This window comes from Luteimonas wenzhouensis, assembly GCF_007859305.1.
GTDB lineage: Bacteria > Pseudomonadota > Gammaproteobacteria > Xanthomonadales > Xanthomonadaceae > Luteimonas > Luteimonas wenzhouensis.
On sequence record NZ_VOHE01000001.1, the window covers coordinates 607,439 to 625,246 of the forward strand.

Annotated in this window: 13 protein-coding genes; 9 read left to right on the forward strand and 4 right to left on the reverse strand. The window is 70.3% G+C overall.

Annotation, left to right across the window (positions count from 1 at the left end; all coding sequences use genetic code 11):
• Nucleotides 1–104 precede the first annotated feature (104 nt).
• The 8 genes from FQY79_RS02730 (at nt 105) to coaE (ending at nt 10,504) form a co-directional block, all read left to right on the forward strand.
• Nucleotides 105–1,535 (forward strand): sigma-54-dependent transcriptional regulator, encoded by a 1,431-nt coding sequence (locus FQY79_RS02730; RefSeq protein ID WP_146310494.1) that lies wholly within the window; start codon nt 105–107, stop codon nt 1,533–1,535.
• 99 nt (nt 1,536–1,634) lie between these two features.
• Nucleotides 1,635–2,351, forward strand: a complete 717-nt coding sequence (locus tag FQY79_RS02735) for a hypothetical protein (RefSeq protein WP_146310496.1) — start codon at nt 1,635–1,637, stop codon at nt 2,349–2,351.
• A gap of 280 nt (nt 2,352–2,631) precedes the next feature.
• The gene (locus FQY79_RS02740; protein ID WP_146310499.1) at nt 2,632–3,093 is read left to right on the forward strand and encodes a pilin; all 462 of its coding nucleotides are present in this window, start codon (nt 2,632–2,634) and stop codon (nt 3,091–3,093) included.
• 315 nt (nt 3,094–3,408) lie between these two features.
• On the forward strand, nt 3,409–5,175 hold the full coding sequence (locus FQY79_RS02745; protein ID WP_186759709.1) for a DCC1-like thiol-disulfide oxidoreductase family protein: 1,767 nt from the start codon (nt 3,409–3,411) through the stop codon (nt 5,173–5,175).
• Nucleotides 5,176–5,341: 166 nt separating this feature from the next.
• The gene (gene pilB, locus FQY79_RS02750; RefSeq protein WP_146310503.1) at nt 5,342–7,066 is read left to right on the forward strand and encodes a type IV-A pilus assembly ATPase PilB; all 1,725 of its coding nucleotides are present in this window, start codon (nt 5,342–5,344) and stop codon (nt 7,064–7,066) included.
• 236 nt (nt 7,067–7,302) lie between these two features.
• A complete protein-coding gene (locus FQY79_RS02755) occupies nt 7,303–8,565 on the forward strand; it encodes a type II secretion system F family protein (RefSeq protein WP_146310505.1) in 1,263 nt (420 codons plus the stop codon).
• An 85-nt stretch (nt 8,566–8,650) separates the two neighbouring features.
• Nucleotides 8,651–9,511, forward strand: coding sequence for a prepilin peptidase (locus FQY79_RS02760; protein ID WP_146310507.1), 861 nt, complete (start codon nt 8,651–8,653; stop codon nt 9,509–9,511).
• Between the two features lie 357 nt (nt 9,512–9,868).
• The gene (gene coaE / locus FQY79_RS02765) at nt 9,869–10,504 is read left to right on the forward strand and encodes a dephospho-CoA kinase (RefSeq protein WP_146310509.1); all 636 of its coding nucleotides are present in this window, start codon (nt 9,869–9,871) and stop codon (nt 10,502–10,504) included.
• 290 nt (nt 10,505–10,794) lie between these two features.
• Here the strand turns inward: coaE and FQY79_RS02770 are convergent, their stop codons facing one another.
• The 3 genes from FQY79_RS02770 to FQY79_RS02780 all read right to left on the reverse strand — a co-directional run bounded on the left by FQY79_RS02770 (nt 10,795) and on the right by FQY79_RS02780 (nt 16,023).
• The gene (locus FQY79_RS02770; protein WP_146310511.1) at nt 10,795–11,823 is read right to left on the reverse strand and encodes a Nudix family hydrolase; all 1,029 of its coding nucleotides are present in this window, start codon (nt 11,821–11,823) and stop codon (nt 10,795–10,797) included.
• A 359-nt stretch (nt 11,824–12,182) separates the two neighbouring features.
• The gene (gene secA, locus FQY79_RS02775) at nt 12,183–14,912 is read right to left on the reverse strand and encodes a preprotein translocase subunit SecA (protein ID WP_146310513.1); all 2,730 of its coding nucleotides are present in this window, start codon (nt 14,910–14,912) and stop codon (nt 12,183–12,185) included.
• A 280-nt stretch (nt 14,913–15,192) separates the two neighbouring features.
• Nucleotides 15,193–16,023: a M23 family metallopeptidase gene (locus FQY79_RS02780; RefSeq protein WP_246122988.1), complete on the reverse strand. Its 831-nt coding sequence runs from the start codon at nt 16,021–16,023 to the stop codon at nt 15,193–15,195.
• A 77-nt stretch (nt 16,024–16,100) separates the two neighbouring features.
• Here FQY79_RS02780 and FQY79_RS02785 point away from each other — a divergent pair, with 77 nt between their 5' ends.
• Nucleotides 16,101–16,589 carry a DciA family protein gene (locus FQY79_RS02785; RefSeq protein WP_146310517.1) on the forward strand — a complete coding sequence of 163 codons (489 nt, stop codon included), beginning with the start codon at nt 16,101–16,103 and terminating at the stop codon, nt 16,587–16,589.
• 249 nt (nt 16,590–16,838) lie between these two features.
• Here FQY79_RS02785 and lpxC read toward each other — a convergent pair whose 3' ends face one another.
• Nucleotides 16,839–17,747 carry a UDP-3-O-acyl-N-acetylglucosamine deacetylase gene (lpxC, locus tag FQY79_RS02790; protein ID WP_146310519.1) on the reverse strand — a complete coding sequence of 303 codons (909 nt, stop codon included), beginning with the start codon at nt 17,745–17,747 and terminating at the stop codon, nt 16,839–16,841.
• Nucleotides 17,748–17,808: the final 61 nt, after the last annotated feature.

A 17,808-nucleotide genomic window follows, 5' to 3' on the forward strand; every position in this document is an offset into this window, starting at 1 on the left:
GCCAGGCAGGTCACCGGTTGAGCCACGTACCCGAGGCCGACGCCCTCGTCACCCGGGTCAAAAAGTGTCAATATTGGTCACCTTGCGACGAGTTCCTCATTTTTATGAACGAAGCCCGCAGCGCACTGATCGTCGATGACGAGCACGACATCCGCGAACTGCTGGTGCTGACCCTGGGCCGGATGGGCCTGCGCACCGATACCGCCCCCAACCTCCACGCCGCCCGGCAGATGCTGGGCACGGTCTCCTACGATCTGTGCCTGACCGACATGCGCCTGCCCGACGGCTCGGGGCTGGAGCTGGTGAGCGAGATCTCCACCCGCTTCCCCACCACCCCGGTGGCGGTGATCACCGCCTACGGCAACGTCGAGGCCGCGGTGGAGGCGCTCAAGGCCGGCGCCTTCGACTTCGTCAGCAAGCCGGTCGACATCAACGTCCTGCGCGGCCTGGTGCGCCAGGCGCTGGAGCTCAACACCCGCCGGATCGCCGAGCCCGAGGAGGCCGGCCGCCTGCTGGGCGCCTCGCCGGCGATGGTCTCGCTTCGCCAGACCATCACCAAGGTCGCCCGCAGCCAGGCCCCGGTGCACATCAGCGGCGAGTCGGGCACCGGCAAGGAACTGGTGGCCCGCACCATCCACGCCCAGGGCTCGCGCGCCGGCGGCCCGTTCGTGCCGGTGAACTGCGGCGCGATCCCGTCGGAGCTGATGGAAAGCGAGTTCTTCGGCCACAAGAAGGGCAGCTTCACCGGCGCCACCAGCGACAAGGCCGGCCTGTTCCAGGCCGCCGACGGTGGCACCCTGTTCCTGGACGAGGTGGCCGAACTGCCGCTGCCGATGCAGGTCAAGCTGCTGCGCGCGATCCAGGAAAAGAGCGTGCGCCCGGTGGGCTCGCAGTCCGAGGTGCGGGTGGACGTACGCATCCTCTCGGCCACCCACAAGGATCTCGCCCAGCTGGTGGCCGAGGGCAGGTTCCGCCACGACCTCTACTACCGCATCAACGTCATCGGCCTGCACGTGCCCTCGCTGCGCGAGCGCACCGGCGACCTGCCGCTGCTGTCCGAGGCGATCCTCGAGCGCCTGTCGCGGGCGATGAAGCGCCAGGCCCCCACCCTGGCGCCCGACGCGGTCGCCGCGCTCGAGGCCTACCCGTTCCCGGGCAACGTGCGCGAGCTGGAAAACATCCTCGAGCGCGCGCTCGCCCTGGCCGACGGCGACACCATCCACGCCGCCGACCTGCAGCTGCCCGCCGCCATGGCCCACGCTCCCGCGCCCGGCGCGCCCGTGCCCGCGCCGGGCGCGCCCGTGGCCCCGATCGCCCCGCCGCCGGTCAATGCCGCGCCCGGCCCCGACCCGCGCCAGGCCAGCCCCTTCGACACCTCCAGCAGCGCCCTGCCCTCCTACATCGAGGAGATCGAACGCGCCGCCATCCAGCAGGCCCTGCAGGAGAACCGCTACAACAAGACCAAGACGGCCGCCGCGCTGGGCATCACCTTCCGCGCCCTGCGCTACAAGCTCAAGAAGCTCGGCATCGACTGACCCCGCCGCTCCCCGCGGCCACGCCCGCCCCGGCACGCCCCTTGCCAACCCCGCGGCGCGGATGAAGAATCCGCGCCGGGTCCGACACAGCTGCCTTCCATGACCCGCTGGAAAGCGTCCGGTTCGCACCTGCTCCTGAGCATCGTCGTCATCGGCGGCATCGCCCTGTCCGCCTTCCTGCTCTGGTACCCGCACGCGCTCTACCGCATCGCGGGGCTCGACCGCATCCTGCTGGTGATGCTGGGCATCGACCTCACCGCCGGCCCCCTGCTCACCCTGATCCTGTACCGCAAGGGCAAGCGCGGGCTGAAGTTCGACCTCACCGTGATCGCGCTGTGCCAGCTCGCCTTCCTGGCCTACGGCCTGCACACCCTGTGGGTGGCGCGCCCGGTGTTCCTGGTCGCCACCCCGCAGACCTTCACCCTGGTCTTCGCCAGCGAGATCGACGACGCCGACCTGGCCGCCGCCGCGCGCCCGGAGTGGCGGCGGCTGTCCTGGACCGGCCCGGTGCTGGTGGGCACCCGCATGCCCGACGACCCGGAGGAGCGGCGCGCGGTGATGGAGCAGTTCATGGCCGGCGGCGCCGGCATCGAGCGCACCCCGGCGCGCTACCTCGACTTTGCCCGGGTGGCGCCCGACATGCTCGCCACCGCCGCCCGGCCGCTCGACCCGGCCACGCTCCAGGGCGCCGACCTGCGCGCCGCGGGCTCCGGACCCGACCGGCTGCGCGTGGTTCCGATCGTGTCCCGGCGCGGGGAAGGCCGGATGCTGGTGGACGGGCAGACCGGTGAGCCGATGCGCGTGCTGGCCCGATGATCGATGGCCGTCACACTTTTATGGCAACAGCGGGTTTTTCCATGCCCCGTCGCGTCACAAAGTGACGCCCGCGAGCGTGAAGTGACCTGCGATTCCGGGCACCCGACGCACAGGAGTGTGACGGCCCTCCAACATGCGCATCGCAAACCCGCTGCGATTCCGTTTGGCACAGATTCTGCGTACCCTGAGCCCGCACGTGCGCTGTTGCACGGCTGCCCACGGGACCCGGCGCTGCCGGCCGGCGGGGCACGTGAAGTCAACTACTCCTAGGGGATACACCATGAAGAAGTACCAGGGCTTTACCCTGATCGAGCTGATGATCGTGATCGCGATCCTGGGCATCCTGGTGGCGATCGCGCTGCCGGCGTACCAGGACTACACCGTGCGCGCCCGCGTGTCGGAAGCCGTCGCGCAGACCGCCCCGGCCAAGCTGGCCGTGGCCGAGACGGCCTCCTCGCTCCCGGGTGGCTTGGCCGATGTCACCCAAGCGAACTCTGGCTTTGTGTTCGCCGCAGACGCCACTGACTTTGTGGCAAGCATCACCATTGCCGACGGCGGCGAGATCACCACGGTGACACGTGAAACGGGCGGAGACGCCGATCCGACCCTGACCTTTACGCCCACGCAGGATGGCACCCCGAGCTCGCCCATCAACTGGACCTGCTCCGCGCCCGAGAACGTGCGTAAGTACGTGCCTGCCGAGTGCCGTAACGATCCTGCCTCCGGCGGAGGCACCGACTGACCGCTATTGTCCTTGTACGATCCAAGAGGCCCCGTCAAGGGGCCTCTTTTTTTGTCCCGGAGATGCCACTGGCCTCGGTTGTCGCGGGAGCCTCACTGCGGTAACACTCCGGTCCGCAGGTGGCGCTGACCTTCAGACGGATGGTCGGCTGGATGGGCACCTGCATCGCGGACGGCGCGGCCAAGGGGACTCGATGAAGAATGCTGTCGGAAGACCGGTAAACAGGTCTGGACCCCGCGCAATCGCGCGCGTGGCGCCGCACGCTGGGTGGCTTGCGTCTGCATCCTGCCGCCCCAGGACCAGGACGTTCTGCGCGTGAACGGGCCGGCGGACAGCACCGGCGCCAGCATCTACTACGACGGCGACTGCCCCTTCTGCAGCCGCTATGTGCAGCTGCTGCGCCTGCAGGACTCCCTCGGCCAGGTGCGAGTGGTCAACTTGCGCCAGTCGCCCGGCGACGTGGCCCGCCTGCGCCAGGCCGGCTTCGAGCCGGACGAGGGAATGGCCTTCGAGTTCGAGGACGGCCTGTACTTCGGCCAGGACGCAGTCCATCGCCTGGCGCTGCTCGGCACCCGCAGCGGCACGTTCAACCGGGTCAACCGCTGGCTGCTGGGGTCGACGCGCAGGGCCGCGCTTGCCTACCCGGTCCTGCGCATGGGGCGCAACGCCGCCCTGTTCCTGCTCGGGCGCATCCGTCTGCGGGAGCCTTCGGTGGGCGCACGGGCGCCGTGGCTGCTGTTCCACCACGCCCTGGGCCTCTTTGCCCTACTGCACGCGCTGACCAACTCCTTCCGTTACAACCCCCCGGGCTATCCGAGCACATGGCTGATGGGGGCGCTGGGCATCGGGCTGCTGCTGCGACCGGCCTCCACGCGACTGGCAGCCATGCTGCTGCTGACATTCATGGTGGATGCGTGGGCGCAGCTTCCCGTGCATTCCAACCACACCATGATGAAGAACGTCCTGCTGCTGGCGATGGCGGCCTGCGCCATCCGGCAGATGTGGCGGGGCGGCGACTGGTCCGCGTTCTTCAACGATTTCGCCCCCACCGGTCGCGTGTTGCTGCTGGTGATGTACGTGTTCGGCGTCTTCCACAAGATCAATACCGGCTTCCTGGATCCGGAGGTCAGTTGCGCCGTGGCGCTCTGGCGCGAAATGCCGGCGTTCATGCGCTGGATCGACTTCACCGCCTTCCACCACGCGGCCATCTACGGCACCCTCGTCATCGAAACCCTGATCCTGGTGTGCCTGGTACTGCCGCGAACACGCACGGTGGCGATCGGCCTGGGGATCGCATTCCACTCGCTGCTGGCGCTCAGCGGCTACGCGATGTACGTGGTGTTCTCCACCCTGTCCATCGCCCTGCACGTGCTGTTCATCGAACGCGAGAGCGCGGCCCGCATCCTGGCCTCCCCGCCTTGGCGCGCCATGCGGGCCCGGCTCGACATGCCCAGTGGACGGGCAGCACTGCTGGCCTGGGCGGCACTGGTCACCGTACTCGTCTGGAACGGCAGCTACAGCGAGGTCGCGCTGGCGTGGATGCCCGTCCCGGCGTTCCTTGCCTGGGTGATCTTCAGGTACGGAAGGACCACGCACGCGCCCACGCCGGCCCCGCGGCTGCTGTGGTCCGGCTGTCTGGCGGCAAACCTGCTGTCGCTCCTGTTCCTCGTCAACGGCTTCGCGCCCTACCTTGGACTGAAGACTGCGCAGTCGCTCAACATGTTCGCCAATCTCCGGCTGGAGGCCGGCGCCAGCAACCATCTGATCTTCCGGAACCCGCCGGGGCCGTTCCCCTATCTGGCCGATACGGTGGAAATCGTCGGATCGAGCGGTTCGCCATACTTCCACTACATCCAGTCGCACGGCCTGCAGGTGACCTGGTACGACCTGCTGGACACGCTCGAACGGACCCCCAGGGGCCGTGTCAGCTTCGTCCGCAATGGCGTCCTGCACCGCGACATGGACGTCGCCGCGCTGCGCGGAGAGATGGAGCGCGTGTTGCATCCACGCTGGGTGCGCGCGTTCGTGCACTTCAACCCGGTGGATCTGCGCGAGCCCAAGCCCTGCGCCCTTGACCGGTGACCCTAGGCCAACCCATGGCCCAGCCCCGGCCTCTCCCCTGCCCTCTCCCCCTGCCGGCTCCAGCCCCTGCCGGGCAGGCTTGGGCTTGGCCGCCCCTGAAGACAGTAGTGCCGCCCCCGGGACATGCGCTACAGTCGGGCGGGATCTGCTTGATGGATGACTGGGGATGAATGCGGCTGTGAACGCCAACCTGGTGGGCATCACCGGCATCGCCCGCCGCCTGGTCCTCGACGGCGCGCTCGACGAGGCGGCCGCGCGCGAGGCGCTCGACAAGGCCACCGCCCAGCGCAAGCACGTCGCGGTGTACCTGCGCGAGCACAAGCTGGTGACCGCGGCGCAGATGGCGGCGGCCAACTCGATGGAGTTCGGCATGCCGATCCTGGATCCGTCGGCGATGGATCCGAACCAGAGCGCGATCAAGCTGGTCAGCGAGGAGCTGCTCTCCAAGCACCACGTGCTGCCGCTGTACAAGCGCGGCAACAAGCTCTTCATCGGCATGTCCGACCCCACCAACAGCCACGCGCTGGACGAGGTGAAGTTCCACACCAACCTGGTGGTGGAGCCGATCCTGGTGGACGAGGACAGCATCCGCCGCACGCTCGACCTGTGGCTGCAGTCGCACGACACGCTGACCGAAGCGCTCGGCGACGCCGACGACCTGGACAACCTCGACATCGAGGCCGGCGACGACGAGCCGCGCGATTCCGGCGTCGACGGCAAGGGCGACGACACCCCGGTGGTGCGCTTCGTCAACAAGGTGCTGATCGACGCGATCAAGCGCGGCGCCTCGGACATCCACTTCGAGCCCTACGAGAACGACTACCGCGTGCGCCTGCGCATCGACGGCATCCTCAAGCAGTCGGCGAAGATGCCGGTCAAGCTCAACCAGCGCATCACCGCGCGCCTGAAGGTGATGGCGCAGCTGGACATCGCCGAGAAGCGGGTACCGCAGGACGGCCGCATCAAGCTCAACATCAGCAAAACCAAGCAGATCGACTTCCGCGTGAGCACCCTGCCCACCCTGTTCGGCGAGAAGGTGGTGCTGCGCGTGCTCGACGGCAGCGCCGCCAGGCTGGGCATCGACAAGCTCGGCTACGAGCCCGACCAGCAGAAGCTGTTCCTGGAGGCGATCCACAAGCCCTACGGCATGGTGCTGGTGACCGGCCCGACCGGTTCGGGCAAGACGGTGAGCCTGTACACCGCGCTGGGCATCCTCAACGACGAGACCCGCAACATCTCCACCGCCGAGGACCCGGTGGAAATCCGCCTGCCCGGCGTGAACCAGGTGCAGCAGAACGAAAAGCGCGGCATGACCTTCGCCGCCGCGCTGCGCAGCTTCCTGCGCCAGGACCCGGACGTGATCATGGTCGGCGAGATCCGCGACCTGGAAACCGCCGAGATCGCGATCAAGGCCGCGCAGACCGGCCACATGGTGCTCTCCACCCTGCACACGAACGACGCGCCGCAGACCATCGCGCGGCTGATGAACATGGGCATCGCGCCCTACAACATCACCAGCTCGATCACCCTGGTGATCGCCCAGCGCCTGGCACGGCGGCTGTGCGAGCGCTGCAAGCGCAAGGCCGAACTGCCCGACCACGCGCTGCTGGCCGAGGGCTTCACCGAGCAGGAGATCGCCGAGGGCTTCAGCGTGTACGAGGCGGTGGGCTGCGACGAGTGCACCGGCGGCTACAAGGGCCGCACCGGCGTGTACCAGGTGATGCCGATGAGCGAGGAGATCGCCACCATCATCCTGCAGGGCGGCAACGCGATCGAGATCGCCAGGGCGGCGCAGGCCGCGGGGGTCCGCGACCTGCGGCAGTCGGCGCTGCTGAAGGTGAAGCAGGGCATCACCAGCCTGGCCGAGATCAACCGCGTCACCAAGGACTGAGCCCGGACGGCGCTCGCCGCGCGCCCGGCCCCGGGCGCCCCGGGCGTGGCGCCGGCGTCCGCGCCCCGGCCCGGCCGCCTGCCGGCGCGAAGCCGCCCGGGCCGCCGCCGCGTGGACCCCGGTGCCGGAAACCGGTCGGCCGTCACACAGTTGAATTTCACTTTGCCCCGTAAACGGCTAACATCCAAGGGAATTCGTCCGGCTGGGGAGGCCGGCGAGCTTCCGGGGGATAACCGATGGCCGTGACACGCTCCGCCGCCAAGACCGCGACCAGGCCCGTCGCCCGCGCAGGGGTGGCCCTGGACACCTTCATCTGGGAGGGCACCGACAAGCGCGGCGTCCGGATGAAGGGCGAGGAGACGTCCAAGAACGCCAACATGCTGCGCGCCGAACTGCGCCGCCGTGGCATCCAGCCCACCCTGGTCAAGACCAAGCCCAAGCCGCTGTTCGGCGGCGCCGGCAAGCCGATCACCCCCAAGGACATCGCGGTCTTCAGCCGCCAGCTGGCGACGATGATCAAGTCCGGCGTGCCGCTGGTGATGGCGCTGGAGATCATCGGCAACGGCAACAAGAACGTGCGGATGAAGAAGATGGTCGACGAGCTGCGCCTGGACATCGAGGGCGGCTCGTCGATCTACGAGGCGATGAGCAAGCACCCGGTGCAGTTCGACGAGCTGTACCGCAACCTGGTCAAGGCCGGCGAAGGCGCGGGCGTGCTCGAGACGGTGCTCGACACCATCGCCACGTACAAGGAAAACATCGAGACCCTCAAGGGCAAGATCAAGAAGGCGCTGTTCTACCCGGCGATGGTGATCGTGGTGGCGATCCTGGTGAGCGCGCTGCTGCTGATCGTGGTGGTGCCGCAGTTCGAGCAGACCTTCGCCAGCTTCGGCGCCGAGCTGCCGGCGTTCACCCAGTTGATCATCGCGGCCAGCAAGTTCGTGCTGGCCTGGTGGTGGGCGATCCTGCTGGTGGTGGTCGGCGGCGGCTTCGCGTTCGTCTTCACCTACCGGCGTTCGCCGTCGCTGCAGCACACCGTGGACCGGCTGTCGCTGAAGATCCCGGTCGTCGGCCAGATCCTGCACAACGCCGCGATCGCCCGCTTCGCCCGTACCCTGGCGGTAACCTTCAAGGCCGGCGTGCCGCTGGTGGAGGCGCTGGGCATCGTTGCTGGCGCCACCGGCAGCAAGGTCTACGAGCAGGCCGTGCTGCGCATGCGCGACGACGTCGCCGTGGGCTACCAGGTGAACATGGCGATGAAGCAGACCGCCCTGTTCCCGCACATGGTGGTGCAGATGACCGCGATCGGCGAGGAGGCCGGCGCGCTCGACACCATGCTGTTCAAGGTGGCCGAGTTCTACGAGGAAGAGGTGAACAACGCCGTCGACGCGCTGAGCAGTCTGCTCGAGCCGATGATCATGGTGGTGATCGGCGGAGTGGTCGGCGCTCTGGTGATCGGCATGTACCTGCCGATCTTCAAGCTCGCGGCGACCATCTGACCCCCGCGGTGCACCGCCGCGCCGGCGACCGGCGCCGCGGCGCGCGCGTGCCCCGCGACTGACCTGATCCTGCACGGCGGAACGAATGGCATATCTCGACCAGAACCCCTCGCTCGGCTACCCGCTGGTCGCCGGGCTGGGCCTGCTGGTGGGCAGCTTCCTCAACGTGGTGATCCTGCGCCTGCCGCGGCGCATGGAGTGGGAGTGGAAGCGCGAGGCCCGCGAGGTGCTGGGCGAACCGGAGATCTACGACCCGCCCCCGCCGGGGATCGTGGTCGAGCGCTCGCACTGCCCGCACTGCGGCCACCAGCTGGCCTGGTACGAGAACATCCCGGTGCTGAGCTGGCTGGCGCTGCGCGGGCGCTGCCGCAGCTGCAAGGCGCCGATCTCGGTCCAGTACCCGCTGGTGGAGCTGCTCACCGCCCTGCTGTGCGTGCTGTGCGTGTGGAACTTCGGCTTCGGCTGGCAGGGGTTTGGCGCCTGCCTGCTCACCTGTTTCCTGATCGCGCTGTCGGGGATCGACCTGCGAACCCAACTGCTGCCCGATTCGCTGACCCTGCCCCTGATGTGGCTGGGCCTGGTGGCGGCGCTGGACAACCTGTACATGCCGGCCAAGCCGGCGCTGCTGGGGGCGATCGCCGGGTACGTGAGCCTGTGGTCGGTGTGGTGGTTGTTCAAGCAGGTGACCGGCAAGGAGGGCATGGGCCACGGCGACTTCAAGCTGCTGGCCGCGCTGGGGGCCTGGGTGGGCCTGGCCGGGGTGCTGCCGGTGATCCTGCTGTCGTCGCTGCTGGGTGCGGTGGTCGGCTCGATCTGGCTGGCGGCCAAGGGCCGCGACCGCGCCACCCCGATTCCGTTCGGCCCCTATCTGGCCCTGGCCGGCTGGATCGTCTTCATGTGGGGCGACCAGCTGCTCGGCCTGTACCGCAACTACGCGGGCTTCTGACCCTTCCCCACTCCCGCTGCCTCTGCCCCTCCCCCCGCTCGCTGGGGGAGGCTGGGAGGGGGGCACCCAGCCGCCACGCCCCCCCGACCGCCCCCACCCCAACCCTCCCCCGCAAGCGGGGGAGGGAGCACACCCCCATTCCCCGCCGCCTCCGCCCTCCCCGTTGCCGCCGCCTCTGCCCCTCCCCCCGCTCGCGGGGGGACACTGGGAGGGGGGCACCCCCAGCCGCCACGCCCCCGACTGCCCCCACCCCAACCCTCCCCCCCGCAAGCGGGGGAGGGAGCCACTGCCCAGCGCAGGCCGTGGGCGCGGCTCCCGGATGCCCGGCACTCCCTCCCGAACATGCACAATCCACCCATGGCCGGATTCATCGTGGGACTGACAGGGGGCGTGGCCTCCGGCAAGAGCGAGGTGGCGCGGTGCTTCGAAGCGCTGGGCGTCACCGTGGTCGACGCCGATGCGGCCGCGCGCGAGGCGGTGGCGGTGGGCAGCGAAGGATTGGGCGAGGTGGTCGCCGCGTTCGGACCGGAAGTGCTGGCGCCCGACGGCAGCCTCGACCGGCCGGCGATGCGCCGACGGGTATTCGCCGACGACGCAGCGCGCGCGCAGCTCGAGGCGATCGTGCATCCGCGGGTGCGCGCGCTGCTCAGGACCGCCTGCGAGGCCGCGCCGGGGCCGTATGCGATGGCCGCGATCCCGCTCCTGGCCGAGGCGGCCACGGCTTCCGGCAGTGGAGTGCGCACCGCCTATCCCTGGTTGCATCGGGTACTGGTGGTGGACGTACCGGTGGAAGTGCAACGCAGCCGGCTGCTGGCCCGCGACGGCATCGATGCCGCGTTGGCCGACCGCATGATCGCGGCCCAGGCGACCCGCGCCGAGCGGCTGGCGATCGCCGACGACGTGCTGGTCAACGACGGCCCCCTCGAGCAGCTGCCTCCGCACGTGGCAGCGCTGGACGCGCGGTATCGGGCCCTGGCCGCCGCTGCCGGGTGATTCCGGTACCAGCGGCGTCCGGTTCCCCCACCCCAACCCTCCCCCGCACGCGGGGGAGGGAGCACTCCCCCACCCCGCGCCTCTGCCCCTCCCCCCGCCTGCGGGGGGAGGCTGGGAGGGGGGGCGCCAGTCGCCACGCCGCCCGCCCGCTTGCCCCCACCCCAACCCTCCCCCGCAAGCGGGGGAGGGAGCACATACCCCACCCCGCGCATCCGCCCCTCCCCCCGCTTGCGGGGGGAGGCTGGGAGGGGGCGCCGCAGCCACCACGCCGGCGGCTCGCGGCAACTCCCCTACGAGCGCGATGACGTGGCGGGCGCGCGCCGCGGGGCCGGGGTGGCCGGTGCGTCCCACAAGCCGCGGATCGCGGCGATGCCCTGCGCGCCGTGGCGGCGGGCCACGGGGATGTCGCGGGGGGACAGGCCGCCGATCGCGTAGATCGGCAGCGAGCTGCGCTCACGCAAGGCTTCGAACCGTCCCCAACCCATGCCCGGCTGGCCAGGATGGCTGGGCGTGGCCCGCAGCGGACCCACCAGGACGAAGTCGCATCCCAAGGCTTCCGCCAGGGCCAGTTCGTCGGCATCGTGGCAGGACGCCGACAGCAGTGTGCCCGGGGGAACCGGACGCGCGTCGAGTTCCCGCAGCCGGGCGGAGGGCAGGTGCAGGCCGGCGCCAGTGGCGCGCGCCAGGGCGGCGTCGCCGTTCACCAGCAGCTGCGCCCGGGCGCCGGCACAGAGCCGGAGGGCGCCATCCAGCAGCCGGCGGCGCCGGTCGGCGTCCACGCCGGGCATGCGGAACTGGACCCGGCGCACGCCGCGATCCAGGGCGGCGCCCAGGCCCGCCAGCCAGGCTTCGTCGTCCAGGTCGGGAGGCGGCGTGACCAGGCAATGGTCGGGCTGCAGCAGCGCGGCAACGACCGGGCGGTCGGGGGCCGGCATGTCGTAGCGCGGGAGCTTCTCCGGCTGCACCCAGGCCAGGGCCTGGCCCTCCCGCCCCTTGGCACTGCCGCGCCAGGCGGCCACGCGTCGCACGTCCAGCCGCAGGTGGCGGCTCGGGGCCAGGTGCGGGACGGTCATCAGCGGCGCGCCGACGTCGATCCCGATCCCGAGCTCTTCCTCGAGCTCGCGTGCCAGGGCGGCCTCGGGGGATTCGCCGGGTTCGACCTTGCCGCCGGGGAACTCCCACAGTCCCGCGAGCTCGCGCCCCGGCGCGCGGCGGGCGAGCAGGATCCGGCCGCGGGTGTCGGTGATGACGCCGGCAACGACATGCACCGTGGGCAGGGAGCCGGCGGGAGGAACCTGGCGGGAGGGGCCGGTGGTCATGGTCGGGGATCCGGCGTGGCTGCAGGTGCGGCTGCCGCGGCGGCCCCCACCCCAACCCTCCCCCGCAGGCGGGGGAGGGAGTCGGGGGCGGTAGTTGGGGGCTGAGCGGCCGTCTGCTCCTCCCCCCGCTTGCGGGGGGAGGTCGGGAGGGGGGCATCCGGGCACTGGCGCCAGCGGCTTGCCCCCACCCCAACCCTCTCCCGCAGGCGGGGGAGGGAGTTGGATCTGCCCTTCCAGGCGGGGGGGCCCGCAAGCGGAGCCACGGGTTTCCCGGGCATGGATCCGGCCCTGCCCCCGCGATGGCGGGGGCGGCGCTCAGGCGGAATGCGGGCAGGCGGGTGGTGCAGGAGCGGCTGTCCTCAGGAAAGCTGCCCGTGGCAGTGCTTGTACTTCTTGCCGCTGCCGCAGGGGCACGGGTCGTTGCGGCCGATCTTGGCGCCCTCGCGCACGATCGGAGTGCGCGGGCCATGCTGGTAGTCGGGCTGCGCGGCTTCCTCGTCGGCGCCGTAGCCGCCGGCGTCGGCATGCTGGAACTCGGCCTGGCGCAGGCGCGCCTCGGCCTGGGCGCGCTCCTGCGCCTCGATCGCGGCCACCTCCTCCTCGGTGCGCACGCGCACCCGGGCCAGCAGCATGATCACCTCGCGCTTGACCTTGTCGAGCATCTCGCTGAACAGCTCGAACGCCTCGCGCTTGTACTCCTGCTTGGGCTGCTTCTGCGCGTAGCCGCGCAGGTGGATGCCCTGGCGCAGGTAGTCCATGCGCGCCAGGTGCTGCTTCCAGTTCTCGTCGAGCACGCTGAGCATGATGTGCTTCTCGAGCGCGCGCATGGTCTCGGCGCCGACCTGCGCTTCCTTCTCCTCGAACACCCGGTCGAGCGCCTCGCGCACGTGGTCCTGGATGCCGTCGGCATCGAGCTCGCGGCTCGCCTTCGCCAGGCCCTGCAGGTCCAGGCGCAGGCCGAAGTCCTGCTCCAGCGTCGCCTCCAGGCCCGGCAGGTCCCACTGCTCGTCGATCGAGTCGGGCGGGACAAAGCGCTCGACCACCTCGGCCACCACGTCGGCGCGGATGCCGTCGATGTTGTCCTTGATGCTCTCGGCCTCGAGCAGTTCGTTGCGCTGGCCGTAGATCACCTTGCGCTGGTCGTTGTTGACGTCGTCGAACTCGAGCAGGTTCTTGCGGATGTCGAAGTTGTGCGCCTCGACCTTGCGCTGGGCATTGGCGATCTGCCGCGAGACCAGCGGCGACTCGATGATGTCGTCCTCCTTGAGCCCCATGCGCGCCATCACCTTCTGCACCCAGTCGGCGGCGAAGATGCGCATCAGGTTGTCTTCGAGCGACAGGTAGAAGCGGCTCGAGCCCGGGTCGCCCTGGCGGCCGGAACGGCCGCGCAGCTGGTTGTCGATGCGCCGCGACTCGTGGCGTTCGGTGCCCAGGATGTGCAGGCCGCCCAGCGCGACCACTTCGTCGTGGCGCTTCTGCCACTCCTCGCGCACGCGCGCCTTGTCGGCCTCGGACGCATCCTCGCCCAGCGCGGCGAGCTCGGCCTGCAGCGAGCCACCGAGCACGATGTCGGTGCCGCGACCGGCCATGTTGGTGGCGATGGTCACGGCCTTGGGCCGGCCGGCGTTGGCGATGATCTGCGCCTCGCGCTCGTGCTGCTTGGCGTTGAGCACCTCGTGCGGGATGTTCTCGCTGCGCAGGAACTGCGACAGCAGCTCGGACACCTCGATCGAGGTGGTACCCACCAGCACCGGCTGGCCGCGCTCGTAGCACTCCTTGATTTCCTGGCACACCGCGCGGTACTTGCCGGCGCGGTTGAGGAACACCGCGTCGGGGTGGTCGACGCGGATCATCGGCCGGTGGGTGGGGATCACCACCACTTCCAGGCCGTAGATGTTGCTGAACTCGAACGCTTCCGTGTCGGCGGTGCCGGTCATGCCGGCGAGCTTGCCGTACATGCGGAACAGGTTCTGGAAGGTGATGCTGGCGAGCGTCTGGTTCTCGCGCTGGACCGGCACGCCCTCCTTGGCCTCGACCGCCTGGTGCAGGCCGTCGGACCAGCGCCGGCCCGGCAGGGTGCGGCCGGTGAACTCGTCGACGATGATCACCTCGCCATCGCGCACGATGTAGTCCACGTCGCGCTGGAACAGCGCGTGCGCGCGCAGCGCGGCGTTGAGGTGGTGGACGACGTGGATGTTGTGCGGCGCGTACAGGTTGTCGCCGGCCTCGAGGATGCCGACCTTGTGCAGCAGCTGCTCGGCGTGCTCCTGGCCGGCCTCGGACAGGTGCACCTGCTTGCCCTTCTCGTCCACCCAGTAGTCGCCGATGCCGTCCTCGACCTCCTGGCGGGTGAGGTGCGGCACGACCTGGTTGACCTTGAGGTAGAGCTCGGGCGACTCGTCGGCCGGGCCGGAGATGATCAGCGGGGTGCGGGCCTCGTCGATCAGGATCGAGTCGACCTCGTCGACGATGGCGTAGTGCAGGCCGCGCTGGTGGCGGTCGGCCTTCGACATGGCCATGTTGTCGCGCAGGTAGTCGAAGCCGAACTCGTTGTTGGTGCCGTAGGTGATGTCGGCGGCGTAGGCGGCGCGCTTGTCCGAATGCGGCATGCCCGGGTAGACCACCCCGACCGACATCCCCAGCCAGTTGTACAGCTGGCCCATCTGCGCGGCGTCGCGGCGGGCGAGGTAGTCGTTCACCGTCACCACGTGCACGCCCTTGCCTTCCAGGGCGTTGAGGTAGACCGGCAGGGTCGCGACCAGGGTCTTGCCCTCGCCGGTGCGCATCTCGGCGATCTTGCCCATGTGCAGGACCATGCCGCCGATCAGCTGGACGTCGTAGTGGCGCATGCCCAGGACCCGGAGGCTGGCCTCGCGGCAGACGGCGAAGGCCTCGGGCAGGAGCTTGTCGAGCGACTCGCCATTGGCGACGCGCTCGCGGAACTCGCCGGTCTTGGCCTGCAGTTCGGCGTCCGAGAGGGCCTGCATCTGCGGTTCGAGGGCGTTGATCTTCCTGACGATCCCGCCCAGCTGCTTGAGGAGGCGGTCGTTGCGGCTGCCGAAGACGCTGGTGAGCAGGCGATTGAGCATTGGGGTACCGGGAACTGTGACGGGGGCCGCGCCGGGGCCCGCTCGGGCGCACCGGCAATGAAAAAGGGCGCAACTGGCGCCCTTTTCGATGGCAACGCGCATTGTACCGTGGTGGCGCCCGGGGGCGATTGCAAGACCGTGGCGGCGGCGCGGGCCGGGAGACCTGCCCCCACCCCGGCCCTCCCCGCACGCGGGGGAGGGAGTCGGGAGTGGGATCGGAGGACGTGCCGCCATCCGCCCCGCCCCCCTTGCGGTGGGAGGGGGCAGGATCCCGGCCGGGCTACTGCCGGTCCAGCTCCAGGAACTTGCGCGGGTTGTGCAGGCGGCCGTTCTCCCAGACCTCCAGGTGCACGTGGGCACCGGTGGAGCGGCCGGTGGAGCCGGCCTTGGCGATCTCCTGGCCCACCCGCACCAGGTCGCCCACCTTCACGATGTTGCGGGAGTTGTGGGCGTAGCGGGTCACGAAGCCGTTTCCGTGGTCGACCTCGACCACGTTGCCGTAGCCGCTGCGCACGCCGGAGAAGCTGACCACGCCGTCGCCCACGGCCAGCACCGGGTCGCCGGTGCGGGCGTCGAAGTCGATGCCCTTGTGGAACTGGCGGCCGCCGCCGAACGGGTCGGCCCGCCCGCCGAAACCGGAGGTGACGTAGCCGCCCGCGACCGGCGAGCGCGAGGGCATGGCGTTGCGCTCGAGTTCCTGGTCGAACAGCAGCGCCTCGAGCACCGAGAGCTGGCGCCCGGCGCGGGCGAAGCCGGCCTCGACCCCATCCATGCCCTCCACCAGGCCGCGCGCCGGCATGTCCTGGCTGGGCTCGGCGCCGCCGATGCCCACCGGCTCGCCGAAATCGAACTCGCCGTCGCCCAGCTTGGCGATCCGGGTCAGGCGCTCGCCCAGGGCGTTGAGGCGGTTGGCCTGGGCCTGGAGTTCGGCCAGGCGGGCCGCCAGGGCGTTGACCTCTCGCTGGGCCTCGCGCCGGGTCTCCTCCAGCGAACGGGCCTGTCCGGCCACCTGCCGCTGCAGGCGGTCGACGTTGGCGGCGTTGATCCCGCCGCCCACCAGCACTCCCGCGCCCAGCAGCACGATGGCGGCCGCCAGCGGCCGGGCGGCCATGCGCGCATGCAGGTCGCGGCCGAGCGCGCGGAGTATCGACAGTGCCTGCACGGAAATAGTGTGTAGAGTCATAGCCTATGTCTGATTCGCTGCCACGGCGGTCCAGTTCGCCCAAGGTGCCTGGCGCGGAACGTTCCGCGACCATGCAGACGGCGCTCGAGGCGCTGTTGTCCGGTAGCAGCGCCGATCCGGTGCGCCGCGCCCTGGGGCTCGACGCGCTCGACCGCCAACTGCGTCCCCTCCTGCCCCAGGCCCTGGCCCCACACGTGCGGCTGGCCAACGTGGCCGGGGGCCGGCTGGTCATGCTCGTCGACTCCCCCGTCTGGCACGCCAGGCTGCGCCTGGCCGCGCCCGAGCTCATCGACGCCGCCCGGTCCGTCGGGCTGGATGTGCGCGAGGTCGTCATCCGGCCGACCCGGGAACCGCTGCACCTCCCTGCTGCCGCCGGCCAGCGCGCGAGTGCGACGCCGGGCCACGGTGGCCGGTCGGCGGCCACGCAGGAAGCGTTCCACGCCGCGCTGGCCGCGCTCGCGGAGCCCGCCGCTGGCGGCGAGTCCGGGCGCTGACCGGGTCCGACCGCCCGCCCGGGGGTTCCCCGGCGCTCCGGCCGGCCCAGGCGGACAGCGCATCCTAGCGGCCGCGTCTGCACGAAGCGTTAACCTGCCCCGCCGAAACGCTGCCATTTCGTTAAATAACCGTTATATCGGGGCGCTCGTCGCGTGAAATGTGACACCCGCCTGACCGCGGGCGCGCCCGGTCCTCCGGCGGCCGGACGCAGGCAGATGCGCAATTCGGGCGGGCAGCCGGCCCGCCGGTCAGGCGGTCAGCGGACTGCCGTAGGCCAGCGGCGCCGGGGCCTCGACCGGGAAGCTGACTTCTTCCCAGGCCTCGCGGTCGGCCAGCAGCGCGCGCACCAGCTTGTTGTTGAGCGCGTGCCCGGACTTGTAGCCCTCGAACGCGCCCAGCACCGGGCGCCCGGCGAGGTACAGGTCGCCGATCGCGTCGAGGATCTTGTGGCGCACGAATTCGTCGGCGTAGCGCAGGCCGTCGTCGTTGAGCACCCGGAACTCGTCGAGCACGATCGCGTTGTCCATCGAGCCGCCGAGGCCGAGGTTGCGCTCGCGCATGTATTCCAGGTCACGCATGAAGCCGAAGGTGCGGGCGCGGCTGACCTCGCGGATGTAGTTCTCGGTGGAGAACTCGATCTCCGCGCGCGAGCGCGACTTGGGGATCGCCGGGTGGTCGAAGTCGACGGTGAAGCCGAGTCGGAAGCCGTCGTAGGGCTCGAACCGGGCGGTCTTGTCGCCCTCGCGCACTTCGACCGGGCGCTTGATGCGGATGAAGCGCTTGGGCACGCCCTGCTCGAGGATCCCGGCCGACTGCAGCAGGAACACGAACGGACCCGAGGAGCCGTCCATGATCGGCACCTCGGCCGCGGACAGTTCGACGTAGAGGTTGTCCACGCCCAGCCCGGCCAGGGCCGACATCAGGTGCTCGACGGTCTGCACCTTGGCGCCGTCGCGCGACAGGCCGGTGCACAGGGTGGTCTCGCTGACCAGCTCGCCCGAGGCGGGGATCTCCACCACCGGGTCCAGGTCCACGCGGCGAAACACGATGCCGGTGTCGGGCGCTGCCGGGCGCAGGGTCAGGAAGACCTTCTGGCCACTGTGCAGCCCCACTCCGGTGGCGCGGATGACGTTCTTGATGGTGCGTTGCTGCGGCATCGGGTCACGGCCTGTTGCAGGAGTTCCCCGTCGCCGGGCAACGTCCCAGATTATCACCCGA